This window comes from Allobosea sp. FG18 (assembly GCF_057809495.1).
Window position 1 is genome coordinate 389,238 of sequence record NZ_JBMDKB010000001.1, and the last position, 12,035, is coordinate 401,272.

Consider the following 12,035-nt stretch of genomic DNA (forward strand, 5'->3'; position numbering starts at 1 on the left):
TCGCCGGAGATCAAGACAGTGTCGCCATCGGGGATCGCTTCCACCATTCCGCTTTCGGGTTTCTCCGAGGTCGCGGACCGCTTCGATCTCTGCCTGTGCGACGTCTGGGGCGTGGTCCATAACGGCGTTGCCGCCTATCGCGACGCGGTCGCGGCGCTGATGCGGATGCGTGAGCGCGGCATCAGCGTCGTCCTCGTCACCAATGCCCCGCGCCCGGCCGATGTCATCGTCGGCCAGCTCGATGGCTTCGCCGTGCCGCGCGAGGCCTGGGATGCGATCGTCACCTCCGGCGATGTCTGCCGCTCGCTGATTCGCGAGCGGGCGGGCGAGCCGATGTTCCGCCTCGGCCCCGATCGCGACCTGCCGCTGATCGCCGGGCTCGACGTGCGCGAAGTCTCCCCCGACGAAGCGGCCTATGTGCTCTGCACCGGCCTGTTCGACGACGAGAAGGACACGGCCGCGACCTATGCCGATCTGCTTGCCGGCTTTGCCGCGCGCGGGCTGCCGCTGATCTGCGCCAATCCCGACCTCGTGGTCGAGCGCGGCGGGCGCATCATTCCCTGCGCCGGTTCGGTCGCCCTCGCCTATGAGGAGATCGGGGGGCGGGCGATCTATGCCGGCAAGCCGCATCGGCCGATCTACGAGGCGGCGGTGGCGGCCGCTGAAAGGGCCCGGGGAGCCGCGATCTCCCGCGACAGGGTCTGCGCGGTCGGCGATGCGATCCGGACCGATATCGCCGGTGCCGACGCCTTCGGCGCGGCCGGCATCATGGTGCTGGCCGGCATCCATGCCCAGGATCTGATGGAAGCGTCATGGGAAGAGCGTCACGGCTGGTTCGGCCGGCAGACGCATCGCCCGGCCTATGCGATGCCGCATCTGGTCTGGTGAGACGGCGGTAGAAAGCCGTTTGAATGATCCTGGGCCCTCATCCTGAGGAGCCGTTTCGGCAGGAATGGCGTCTCGAAGGATGCTTCGGGAAGCACCCGAGCCACCTGGAACATCCTTCGAGACGCAGCCTACGGCTGCTCCTCAGGATGAGGGCTGTGGGTTCTCGACAGAAGCTATCTGTTGGGCTTCAGGCTGCCGCGCAGACCGACTCGATCTTGGTCTTCAGCGTCTGCGCGTTGAACGGCTTGACGATGTAGTTGCTGACGCCGGCCTTCTTCGCCGCGACGACGTTCTCGGTCTTCGATTCCGCTGTGACGATGATGAAGGGCGTTTCCGCCAGCGCCGTCTCCTCGCGAACCTTCTGGAGCAGCTCGAAGCCGCTCATCGGCTCCATGTTCCAGTCGGAGATCACGAGGCCGTATTTCTTGTCGCGCATCTTCGAGATGGCGGCCGTGCCGTCCGAAGCATCGTCGACGTTCTCGAAGCCGAGCTGCTTCAGCAGGTTGCGGATGATGCGGACCATCGTCTGGTAGTCGTCGACGACGAGGATCGGCATGGACGGGTCGAGAGCCATTCTGATGCTCCAGGCATGACGGTTGCGGTGCTGGAAGATACCAGCGCCGTGCCGCTCGCCTGAGTAGATAGCTGCCGCGCCTTGCGAAGCGGTTAATCCGATTGCGAACTAACGTAAGGGCAGGTTGGTGCGCCGCACCAAAGTCCAATTGCGCTGATGTTGCGGTTGCGAGATGCTTAACTCGATTGCAGACAGGAGGGCACAGGCCCACGGGCCGCGCGGGACCCATGACAGTTCAGCCGATATCTGGCGGGCTCTACACCGTCCACGCTTTCGAGGATCTGGCCATCGGCCGCAGCGAAAGCCTGATGCGGACCGTCATGGAGCGTGACGTCGCGCTCTTCGCCGAACTCTCGGGCGACGCCAACCCGATCCATCTCTGCGACCATTTCGCCGCCGGGACCAAGTTCGGCCAGCGAATCGCCCATGGCATGCTGACGGCGAGCCTCATATCCGCCTTGCTCGGCACGCGGTTGCCGGGGCCGGGCGCCGTCTATCTCTCGCAGACCCTGACCTTCCTGGCTCCGGTCAAGATCGGCGATGTCGTCACAGCCCGCGTCGAGGTCGTCGAGCTGGTGGCCGAGCGCCGCCGGGTGCGCTTCTTCTGTGAATGCCTCGTCGACGGCAAGGCGGTGATGGAGGGCGAGGCCTGGGTCGCCATGCCGCCGAAGCCGCGCGGCTGAGGCCTTTTCGCGATCCGGCGACCTTGACGCCCCGCCGGCCTTCGCCGCAAAGACGGTCAACGCCCGTGTTTCAAGGGCAGGTGGACGTTCCCGATTGATGCCATCCCAAGCCGATGAGCCGCCGCGCCCCGAGCCGACGGCCGTGGTCCTCGACCTCGACAAGCCCGTTCCCGAAGCCTTGCGCGGCGCCGTCCTGGCGCTCGGCAATTTCGACGGCGTCCATCGCGGCCATGCTGAGCTTTCTCGTCGCGCCGCGTCGCTCGCCGCCGAGCGCGGGGCTCGGCCCGCGGCCTTCACCTTCGAGCCGCATCCGCGCAGCGTCTTCCGCCCGGAAGAACCGGTCTTTCGGCTGACCTCGCCGCAGCTCAAGCTCGAAGGGTTGACGGAGGCCGGTTTTGCTCAGGTCTTCGTCCTGCCCTTCGATCGCGACATCGCCGCGATCCCGGCCGAAAGATTCGTCGATGACCTGCTGATCGGCAGGCTCGGTGCCACCGGCCTCGTCTGCGGCTACGACTTTCATTTCGGCAAGGGCCGGACCGGCTCGCCCGAGATGCTGCAGGCCCACGGCCTGGCTGCCGGCATTCCGGTCGCGGTGGTGCCGCCTTTCAGCTGGAAGGGCGAGCCTGTCTCCTCGACGCTGATCCGCACGGCGCTGGAAGCCGGCGATGTCGCGCGCGCTGCGGAATTCCTTGGCCGACCCTGGCTGGTCCGCGGGCTGATCGCCCATGGCGACAAGCGCGGGCGCGAACTCGGTTATCCCACCGCCAACATGCAGCTCGCCCGCGACTGCAGGCTGCGCCATGGCATCTACGCGGTCCGGATGAAGATCGACGGCATCTGGCATGATGGTGTCGCGAGCTTCGGCCGCCGCCCGACCTTCGATGACGGTGCGCCGCGGCTGGAAACCTTCGTCTTCGATTTCTCCGGCGATCTCTATGGCCAGCGCGTCGACGTCGCCTTCGCCGACTGGCTGCGCGGCGAGGAGAAGTTCGATACGCTCGAGGCCCTGATCGCCCAGATGGACGCCGACAGCGCCCGCGCACGCGACATTCTGGCGAAGACGCCGGCCTTCCTTCCTTGAGCCGCGCCTGCTAGAAGCCCTCCATGCCCGCAGAACGCGCCATGCTGATCGATTTGTCCCGGCGAATTACGGGCCCGGCTGCCGCCTCGCGCTAGACAAGCGCGGGCGCTTGCGCAGTCCGGGTTGAAGACCGCTTTTCCCGTTTCAAGAGTGGACGCCCGAGGCCCCTGACCGGCCCGCCGTCCCGACTGTCCGAGCCGGATGATGACCGACAAGACCAACACCGCCAAAGCCTCCGAGACCGCTGCCGACGGCGTCGACTATTCCCAGACGCTCTTCCTGCCCCAGACCGAGTTCCCGATGCGGGCCGGCCTGCCGCAGCGCGAGCCGGAGCTGCTCGCCCGCTGGGCCAAGATGGATCTCTACCGCAAACTGCGCGAAGCGGGGCAGGGGCGCGACAGATTCGTGCTCCACGATGGCCCTCCCTATGCCAACGGCAACATCCATATCGGCCATGCGCTGAACAAGGTGCTGAAGGACCTCGTCACGCGCTCGCAGCAGATGCTGGGCTATGATTCCAACTATGTCCCAGGCTGGGACTGCCACGGCCTGCCGATCGAATGGAAGATCGAGGAGCAGTACCGCGCCAAGGGCCTGAACAAGGACGACGTTCCGGTCGTCGAGTTCCGTAGGGAGTGCCGCGCCTTCGCCGAGCACTGGGTCGATGTCCAGCGCGAGGAGTTCAAGCGCTTGGGCGTCGAGGGCGACTGGGCCAATCCCTACCTGACCATGGCCTACCCGGCCGAGGCGCAGATCGCCCGCGAGATTATGAAATTCGCCGAAACCGGCCAGCTCTATCGCGGCTCCAAGCCGGTGATGTGGTCGGTGGTCGAGAAGACCGCGTTGGCCGAGGCCGAGGTCGAGTACGAGGAGCATGTCAGCGACACGATCTTCGTGGCTTTTCCGGTGCAGCAAATGGTGGGTGATGGTCCTGGTTGGCCCCCGCTAGACGCGCTGCCTTTTGCGGGCGCGTCCGTTGTCATCTGGACGACCACGCCATGGACGATCCCAGGAAATCGCGCGATCTCCTACAGCCATAAGGTCGCCTACGGCCTCTATAAGGTGACAGCAGCGCCTGAGAACAACTGGGCCAAGGTTGGCGCGACCTATATCCTTGCCAAGAACCTCGCCGAGAGCGTCTTCAAGGCGGCCAAGGTCGAGGCCTTCGAACTCGTCGCGGATGTCACCGCCGAGCAGCTTGCCAGCTTGACCACCGCCCATCCGCTGCGCGGCCACGGCTATGATTTCGACGTTCCGCTGCTCGACGGCGACCATGTCACGGACGATGCCGGTACCGGCTTCGTCCACACGGCGCCGAGCCATGGTCGCGAGGACTTCGACGTCTGGATGGCGAATGGCCGCCAGCTCACCGAACGCGGCATCGAGACCCGCATCCCCTACACCGTCGACGCCGATGGCCGCTTCACCAAGGAAGCACCGGGCTTCGAGGGCGCGCAGGTCATCACCGACAAGGGCGACAAGGGCAACGCCAACGACGTCGTCATCAAGGCGCTGGTCGAGGCCGGCAACATCATCGCGCGTGGCCGCCTGAAGCATCAGTATCCGCATTCCTGGCGCTCGAAGAAGCCGGTGATCTTCCGCAATACGCCGCAATGGTTCATCGCCATGGACAAGCCGATCGGCTCCTTCCCTTCTCCCCTTGCGGGAGAAGGTGGCATCGCGTCAGCGATGACGGATGAGGGGTCTCGCGACGCTTCTGGTGAGGTCGGCGCGACCCCTCACCCCAACCCTCTCCCGCAAGGGGAGAGGGGGCAGGTCGCGCCGGGGCATAACGCCGACACGTTGCGCAACCGCGCGCTGAAGGCGATCAAGGAAACCGAGTGGGTGCCCGCCGCCGGCGAGAACCGCATCACCGGCATGATCGCCAACCGGCCGGACTGGGTCGTCTCGCGCCAGCGCGCCTGGGGCGTGCCGATCACCGTCTTCGTCCAGAAGGAAACGAAGGACATCCTGGTCGATGACCGCGTGAACGCGGCCATCGCCGAGGCCTTCGAGGCCGAGGGCGCGGATGCCTGGTTCACTGATCTCGACGGTGCCCGCTTCCTCAAGCCCTTCGGCTATGATCCGGCGCAGTACGAGCGCGTCACCGACGTGCTCGACGTCTGGTTCGATTCCGGCTCGACCCATGCTTTCACGCTGGAGAAGCGCGCCGACCTGCGCGCGCGCCGCCGTGGCGATGGTGGCAAGGACCGCGTGATGTATCTCGAAGGCTCGGACCAGCATCGCGGCTGGTTCCATTCGAGCCTGCTCGAGAGCTGCGGCACGCGCGGCCGGGCGCCCTACGACATCGTCCTCACCCATGGCTTCTGCCTGGACGAGAAGGGCGAGAAGATGTCGAAATCGAAGGGCAACGTCACCGCTCCGCAGGACATCATCAAGGATAGCGGCGCCGATATCCTACGCCTCTGGGTCGCGGCCGCCGATTATTCGGACGACCTGCGCATCGGCAAGGAAATCCTCAAGACCTTCGTCGAGACCTATCGCAAGCTGCGCAACACCATGCGCTGGATGCTCGGCACGCTCGCCCATTTCAGCGAAGATGTCCGCGTCTCCGACTTGCAGACCATGCCGGAGCTGGAGCGGCTGATGCTGCACCGCCTCGCCGAGCTTGGCCCGCAGGTCGAGGAAGCCTACCGCGCCTACGACTACAAGAAGGTCGTGTTCCTGCTCTCGCAGTTCATGAACACCGAGCTTTCGGCCTTCTATTTCGACGTGCGCAAGGACGCGCTCTACTGCGATCCGCTGTCGAGCCATGTCCGCAAGAGCGCGCTCACCGTCGTCGACCATCTCTTCCGCTGCCTGACGACCTGGCTCGCGCCGATCCTGGTCTTCACCGCCGAGGAAGCCTGGCTCGATCGCTACCCCGACCAGAAGGCGGGCGAGGGCTCGGTCCATCTCGAGCGCTTCGTCACGGCCAAGGCGAGCTGGCTCGATCCGGAGCTGGCCGAGCGCTGGGCCAAGATCCGCCGCGTGCGTCGCGTCGTCACCGGCGCTCTGGAACTGGAGCGTGCGGCCAAGCGCCTGGGCTCCTCGCTGGAGGCGGCGCCGCAGGTCTTCGTCTCGGACGCCGACCTCTACGCGGCCCTGTCCGGCGCCGATCTCGCCGAGATCAGCATCACCTCGGGCATCCGCGTCGAAAGCGGTGAGGGGCCGGCCGATGCCTTCCGCCTCGCCGACGTGCCGGGCGTCGCGGTCGTGCCGCATCGTGCGGCCGGCATCAAATGCGCCCGGTCCTGGAAGTATTTTGATCCGGCGACGGCCGACAAGGCTTATCCCCAGGTCACGCCGCGCGATGCGAAGGCGTTGAAGGAGCTGGGAGTGCGCGCCTGATGACGCCCGCCCGTCGCCTCGGCCTCGTCGTCGTCCTGGTCGTCTTCATCGCCGATCAGCTCCTGAAGTCGTGGCTGCTCTACAGCGTCGGGCTGGCCGAGAACGGGCCGTACGATCTGACGTCCTTCCTGACGATCGTACTGGCCTGGAATCGCGGCATCTCCTACGGCCTGTTCCAGCAGGGCACCGATCTCGGCCGCTGGTTCCTCGTCGTCATCTCCTTCGTCGCGGCGATCTGGCTCTGGCGCTGGATGTGGCGCGAGCCGCAGCGCTTCTCCGTGTTCAGCCTCGCGCTGATCATCGGCGGAGCGCTCGGCAACGGGGTCGATCGCGCCGTCTATGGCGCGGTCGTTGACTTCGTCCATTTCCACTGGGGCAGCTTCAGCTGGTATATCTTCAACATCGCCGACGTTGCGATCGTTGTCGGAGTGCTCGGCCTGCTATATGAGTCCTTCCGCCCAAGCGTGGAAAAAGCAGCTTAACGACGGTTTCGCCATTGTTTTGCCGTTCGTCTGGGGTTTGAGACGGGGCGAGATTGTCCGAAGGGAGTTTTGACATGGCCAAACGCATCCGCGTGGCTCATCTGCTCATCGCCGGCGGGCTTGTGCTCGGGGCGTCACCGGCCTTCGCGCAGGAAGGCTCGCTCATCTACAACTTCATGCAGGGCGTCTTCGGCAAGGGCGAAGGGGCCGATATCGACTATCGCGCTCGCGCGCCGCTGGTTGTCCCGCCGAATTCGACGCTGCCGCGCCCGCAGCAGGCGGCCAGCGAGCGCAACGCCGCCTGGCCGAACGATCCGGATGTCCAGCGCCGCAAGGATGCGGCCAATCCGGCGCCTTACGTGGAACCTCACGGCCTCCGGAACAACGCCCGCCTGTCGGCTGAGGAGATTCGCCAAGGTCGGACGACGCGTCAGTCGAGGGGACCTCTGTTTAGCGAAGACGACAGCAACTACAACAACATCATCAAGCCGATCGTGGTCGGTCGCGAGATGGCAGCGCGTCAGGCCAAGGTCGACGAGAACGCCGCCGCCTATGGCTCCGAGCCGCCGCGTCGCACGCTCGCGGAGCCGCCGGCGGGCTATCGTCGCCCGGCTGCGACGGCCGCCGTCGGCCCGGGTGCGCGTGGTCCGGTTGAAGATACGCAGGATCCCGGCATCCGCGAGTTCGCGGCCGGGCGTGGGCCGGTGATGCGGCCGTAGGCCGCCATCGGCGAGAGCGTGATCGTCTGCTGCGATCGCCCCTTGCCGAAGCAGGGTCGCCCGACCAAGTTGTCATGAAGGGCGGGCGCGTCGCGCTCGCCCTTTTTCGATCGAGGAGACGGCATCAGGTGAACATCCATGCGCACCGGACCGACCAGGCGGAGCCGGTCGAATCCTTCCGGTTGGCCAATGGCCTCGATGTCGTGGTGGTCAGGGACCGGCGTGCCCCGGTCGTCACCCACATGGTCTGGTACCGCAACGGTTCGGCTGACGATCCGGCCGGCAAGTCGGGCATCGCACATTTCCTCGAGCACCTGATGTTCAAGGGTACGAAAGCCTGGCCGGCCGGCGAGTTCTCCAAGATCGTCGCGGGTTACGGCGGTCAGGAGAACGCCTTCACCTCCTTCGACTACACCGCCTATTTCCAGCGCGTGCCGAAGGAGCATCTGCGCGCGATGATGGATTACGAGGCCGACCGGATGACCGGCCTCTCCTTCGACGAGAGCGTGGTCGCCCCCGAGCGCGACGTGGTGCTGGAGGAGCGGCGCATGCGCGTCGATTCCGATCCCGCCGCTCAGCTCGGCGAGGAATTCTCGGCGACGCTGTTCTTCCACCATCCCTACGGCACGCCGATCATCGGCTGGGAGCACGAGATCGAGCGCCTGAGCCGGGATGATGCCTTCGCTTATTACCAGCGCTTCTACACGCCCGAGAACGCGATCCTCGTCGTCGCCGGCGATACCGATGCCGCCGAGGTCCGCCGTCTCGCCGAGGAGACCTATGGCAGGATCGCGGCCCGCGGCGCGGCGCCCATCCGCTCCCGCCCGATCGAGCCGGAACCCCGCGCTTCGCGCCGCGTGCAGCTCAACGACCCGCGCGTGCAGCAGCCCTCTTTGCGGCGCGGCTGGCTGAGCCCGACCTATACGAGCGGCGAGCGCGACGAGGTGTTGGCGCTCGAACTCGTCGCCGAGATCCTCGGCGGGGGCACGACCTCGCGGCTCTATCGCAAGCTCTGCGTCGAGGACGAGCTGGCAGCCGGCGCCAGCGCCTATTTCATGGGCTCGATGGTCGACCGCGCCGCTTTCCAGATCTCTGCCAGCCCGCGCCCCGGCGTCGAGATGGCGGCAATGGAGGCGGGGCTGGATGCGGCGCTTGCCACCTTCCTGGCGGAAGGGCCGAGCGAACTGGAGCTGGCCCGTGCCCGTACCCGGCTGGTGGCGGAGACGGTCTTCGCCCGCGACAACCAGTCCTCGCTCGCCCGCATCTTCGGCTCGGCTCTGGCTGTGGGCGAGACCGTCGAGGACGTGCTCGCCTGGCCTGAGCGCATCGAGACTGTGAGCCGCGATGCGGTGATCGAGGCTGCGCGCCGCTATCTCAAGCCTGATCGCAGCGTCACCGGCCTGCTGCTGCCGGCCTGACGCCGCCGTCCCTCGTTCGAACGGGCGGGCCTCGCGTCCCGCCGACAGGAAGCGACATGAACGCCCCGATTCCGACGCCGAAGCTCAACACGGCCGGCCCCGCCATCGCCGTCCAGACCGTCCGCTCACCCGGTGGGGTCGAGGCCTGGCTGGTCGAGGAGCACAGCCTGCCGCTGATCGCGGTCGATTTCGCCTTCGACGGCGGCGCCAGCCGCGATCCCGAGAATGCCGCCGGCAGCGCCTATCTGATCTCCGGCCTGCTCGACGAGGGCGCTGGCGATCTCGACGCCGAGGCCTTTCAGGGCCGCATGGCCGACCACGCCATCAGCCTCGGTTTCGACGCCCGCCGCGACGATTTCCACGGCTATCTCCAGACGCTCTCCACGCATCGCGACACGGCTTTCGACCTGCTCGGGCTGGCGCTCAATAAGCCACGCTTCGATGCCGACGCCGTCGCCCGCGTCCGGGCCCAGATCATCGCCGGTTTGCAGCGCCAGGCGAAGAATCCCGAGGTGATGTGCCGCAACGCGCTCTATGCCGCCGCCTTCCCCGGGCATGCCTATAGCCGGCCCGAGAAGGGCGATATCGACAGCGTTTCCAGGCTGGAAGCTCCTGCGCTGAAGGCGCTGCGGCCCACGCTGATGGACCGTGCGGGCCTCAAGATCGTCGTGGTCGGGGATATCACCGCGGCCGAACTGGCCGGGCGGTTGGATGCACTCTTCGGTGAATTGCCCGTGGGCGAAGCGCGCCCGCGCCCCGCTCAGCCCCTGCCGATTCAGGGCCTCGGCCAGACCCATGTCATCGATCTCGACGTGCCGCAAACCGTGCTGCGCTTCGTCGGTCCCGGCCTGATGTGGGACGATCCGGATTTCATCGCCGCGAGCGTGCTGAACCACATCCTCGGCGGTTCGGCCTTCACCTCGCGCCTGTTCATGGAGGTGCGCGAGAAGCGCGGGCTTGCCTATGGCGTTTCCTCCAGCCTGATGCCGCTGCGCGAGAGCGCGATGCTGGTCGGCGGCACCGCCACCCGCAACGACCGCGCCGCGGAATCGATGAAGGTCATCCGTGAGGAGATGTTGAATCTGGCCGAGGAAGGCCCGACCGAGCACGAAGTCGAGGAAGCCAAGCGCTACATCATCGGCTCCTATCCGCTGCGCTTCGACACCTCGCCGAAGATCGCGGGCGAATTGCTGGCCTTGGCGCTGCGCGGCGACACGCCGGATTTCCTCGCCCGCCGCAACGGCCTCTTCGCGGCGGTGACGCTCGCCGATGTCAGGCGCGTCGCGCAGCGCTTGTTCGGCAACTCCGAACTGCTCGTGCAGGCGGTTGGCAGGCCTGTCGCCCTGGTCTGAACGCGAGCATCGGCCCGAAAAGTGGAGCGCGGTTTTCGGGAAGCCGATGCAGCATCAAAAAATAGAGCATCAGACTGAATATGATATTCAGTCTGATGCTCTAGCCTTCGTCTTCTCGTCGATACGGATAGGTCTACATGCTCCAGCAAAGCTTCGATCTCGCGCTCGAGTCCAAGGTCGGCAAGGGCGGCATTCCCGATGCGGCCTTCGAGACGGCGCTGGCCGATCTCAAGCCCGCGCTGGCGAAGTTGCAGGCGCAGGCGAAGGACGGTTCGCTCCCGCTGCTGAAGCTGCCGAGCGACACCGCTGATCTCGGTCCCGTGAAGGCCGCTGCCGAGCGGTTGAAATCCGGCGGCACGACCGACGTGCTGGTGCTCGGCACCGGCGGCTCCAGCCTCGGCGGCCAGACCTTGGCGCAGCTCACCGGCTACGGCATTGCCGGTCTCTCGCAGTTCGCCTCCGGCGTGCGCGTCCATTTCATCGATAATCTCGACCCGGCGACCTATGCGGCGCTGCTCGCCAAGCTGCCGCTCAAGACGACCAAGTTCGTCGCCATTTCCAAATCGGGCGGCACCGGCGAGACGCTGCTGCAATCGATAGCCGCGATCGAGGCCTTGCGCGGCGCGCATCTCTCGGATCAGCAGATCGGCGCGCATTTCGAAGGGCTTTCCGAGCCGGCCAAGCCCGGAAAGCTGCATCCCCTGCGCGCGCTGCTCGAACCCTTCGGCACGCCTTTCCTCGAGCATCATACCGATGTCGGCGGCCGCTATTCCGTCCTGACCAATTGCGGCCTGCTGCCGGCCGCCGTGCTCGGTCTCGATATCGAGGCGCTCCGGCTCGGCGCTGGCCGGGCGGTCGCGCCGCTCTTCGCCGGCAAGGACGTCCGCGAGACGCCGGCGGCGATCGGGGCCGCGCTGCATCTCGCCGCCATGCGTTCCGGCAAGAACATCGCCGTGCTGATGCCCTATGCCGACAAGCTCGCGCTGCTCACCCGCTGGTGGATGCAGCTCTGGGCCGAGAGCCTCGGCAAGGACGGGCAGGGCACGCAGCCCGTCGGCGCGCTCGGCCCCGTCGACCAGCATTCGCAGCAGCAGCTCTATCTCGCCGGCCCCAAGGACAAGTTCTTCACGGTCATCACCACCAGCGTCAAGGGCAAGGGCCCGCAGATCGACGCCGCCCTGGCGGAGAAGATCGGCCAGGCCGATTTCGCCGGCAAGACGATCGGCGACCTCGTCGCGGCGCAAGGCATCGCGATGATCGACACCTTCGCCAAGAACGGCTGCGCGGTCCGCCGCTTCCATGTCGAGCGCATCGACGAGACCAGCCATGGCGAGATGCTGATGCATTTCATGCTGGAGACGATCCTGACCGGCTACGCCATGGGCGTGGATCCGTTCGACCAGCCGGCGGTGGAAGAGGCGAAGCTCCTGGCCAAGCGCTATCTTGCCGAAGGGCGGGCCTGAGTCGCAGGCGCGCCCGTTGTCATT

General features: G+C 66.4%; 10 protein-coding genes. 9 read left to right on the forward strand and 1 reads right to left on the reverse strand.

Going from position 1 to position 12,035, the window contains the following annotated elements:
- The first annotated feature begins 18 nt into the window (after positions 1-18).
- A complete protein-coding gene (locus tag ACODTJ_RS01860) occupies positions 19-888 on the forward strand; it encodes a TIGR01459 family HAD-type hydrolase (protein ID WP_454657955.1) in 870 nt (289 codons plus the stop codon).
- A 187-nt stretch (positions 889-1,075) separates the two neighbouring features.
- Here the strand turns inward: ACODTJ_RS01860 and ACODTJ_RS01865 are convergent, their stop codons facing one another.
- Positions 1,076-1,462, reverse strand: a complete 387-nt coding sequence (locus ACODTJ_RS01865; RefSeq protein ID WP_454657954.1) for a response regulator — start codon at positions 1,460-1,462, stop codon at positions 1,076-1,078.
- 227 nt (positions 1,463-1,689) lie between these two features.
- On the opposite strand from ACODTJ_RS01865, the gene ACODTJ_RS01870 reads away from it, so the two are divergent.
- The 8 genes from ACODTJ_RS01870 to ACODTJ_RS01905 all read left to right on the forward strand — a co-directional run bounded on the left by ACODTJ_RS01870 (position 1,690) and on the right by ACODTJ_RS01905 (position 12,011).
- Positions 1,690-2,145, forward strand: coding sequence for a MaoC family dehydratase (locus ACODTJ_RS01870; protein WP_454657953.1), 456 nt, complete (start codon positions 1,690-1,692; stop codon positions 2,143-2,145).
- Positions 2,146-2,242: 97 nt separating this feature from the next.
- Positions 2,243-3,226 (forward strand): bifunctional riboflavin kinase/FAD synthetase, encoded by a 984-nt coding sequence (locus ACODTJ_RS01875; RefSeq protein WP_488847503.1) that lies wholly within the window; start codon positions 2,243-2,245, stop codon positions 3,224-3,226.
- Positions 3,227-3,430: 204 nt separating this feature from the next.
- The gene (gene ileS / locus ACODTJ_RS01880) at positions 3,431-6,577 is read left to right on the forward strand and encodes an isoleucine--tRNA ligase (RefSeq protein WP_454657951.1); all 3,147 of its coding nucleotides are present in this window, start codon (positions 3,431-3,433) and stop codon (positions 6,575-6,577) included.
- Entirely contained in the window at positions 6,577-7,059 is a 483-nt protein-coding gene (gene lspA, locus ACODTJ_RS01885) for a signal peptidase II (protein ID WP_454657950.1), read from the forward strand. The genes ileS and lspA overlap by 1 nt, the downstream gene beginning before the upstream one ends.
- A 74-nt stretch (positions 7,060-7,133) precedes the next feature.
- Positions 7,134-7,778 (forward strand): hypothetical protein, encoded by a 645-nt coding sequence (locus ACODTJ_RS01890; protein ID WP_454657949.1) that lies wholly within the window; start codon positions 7,134-7,136, stop codon positions 7,776-7,778.
- 128 nt (positions 7,779-7,906) lie between these two features.
- Positions 7,907-9,196 carry a M16 family metallopeptidase gene (locus ACODTJ_RS01895; protein ID WP_454657948.1) on the forward strand — a complete coding sequence of 430 codons (1,290 nt, stop codon included), beginning with the start codon at positions 7,907-7,909 and terminating at the stop codon, positions 9,194-9,196.
- 56 nt (positions 9,197-9,252) lie between these two features.
- Entirely contained in the window at positions 9,253-10,548 is a 1,296-nt protein-coding gene (locus ACODTJ_RS01900) for a M16 family metallopeptidase (RefSeq protein WP_454657947.1), read from the forward strand.
- Positions 10,549-10,685: 137 nt separating this feature from the next.
- Positions 10,686-12,011, forward strand: coding sequence for a glucose-6-phosphate isomerase (locus tag ACODTJ_RS01905; protein ID WP_454657946.1), 1,326 nt, complete (start codon positions 10,686-10,688; stop codon positions 12,009-12,011).
- The last annotated feature ends 24 nt before the right edge of the window (positions 12,012-12,035 follow it).

Excerpts from the sequence above, each read along its gene's own strand:
- ACODTJ_RS01875 (WP_488847503.1), top strand. The coding sequence starts at position 2,243 with ATGCCATCCCAAGCCGATGAGCCGCCGCGCCCCGAGCCGACGGCCGTG.
- ACODTJ_RS01905 (WP_454657946.1), top strand. The coding sequence starts at position 10,686 with ATGCTCCAGCAAAGCTTCGATCTCGCGCTCGAGTCCAAGGTCGGCAAG.
- ACODTJ_RS01900 (WP_454657947.1), top strand. The coding sequence starts at position 9,253 with ATGAACGCCCCGATTCCGACGCCGAAGCTCAACACGGCCGGCCCCGCC.
- ACODTJ_RS01890 (WP_454657949.1), top strand. The coding sequence starts at position 7,134 with ATGGCCAAACGCATCCGCGTGGCTCATCTGCTCATCGCCGGCGGGCTT.
- lspA (WP_454657950.1), top strand. The coding sequence starts at position 6,577 with ATGACGCCCGCCCGTCGCCTCGGCCTCGTCGTCGTCCTGGTCGTCTTC.
- ACODTJ_RS01865 (WP_454657954.1), bottom strand. The coding sequence starts at position 1,462 with ATGGCTCTCGACCCGTCCATGCCGATCCTCGTCGTCGACGACTACCAG.
- ileS (WP_454657951.1), top strand. The coding sequence starts at position 3,431 with ATGACCGACAAGACCAACACCGCCAAAGCCTCCGAGACCGCTGCCGAC.
- ACODTJ_RS01870 (WP_454657953.1), top strand. The coding sequence starts at position 1,690 with ATGACAGTTCAGCCGATATCTGGCGGGCTCTACACCGTCCACGCTTTC.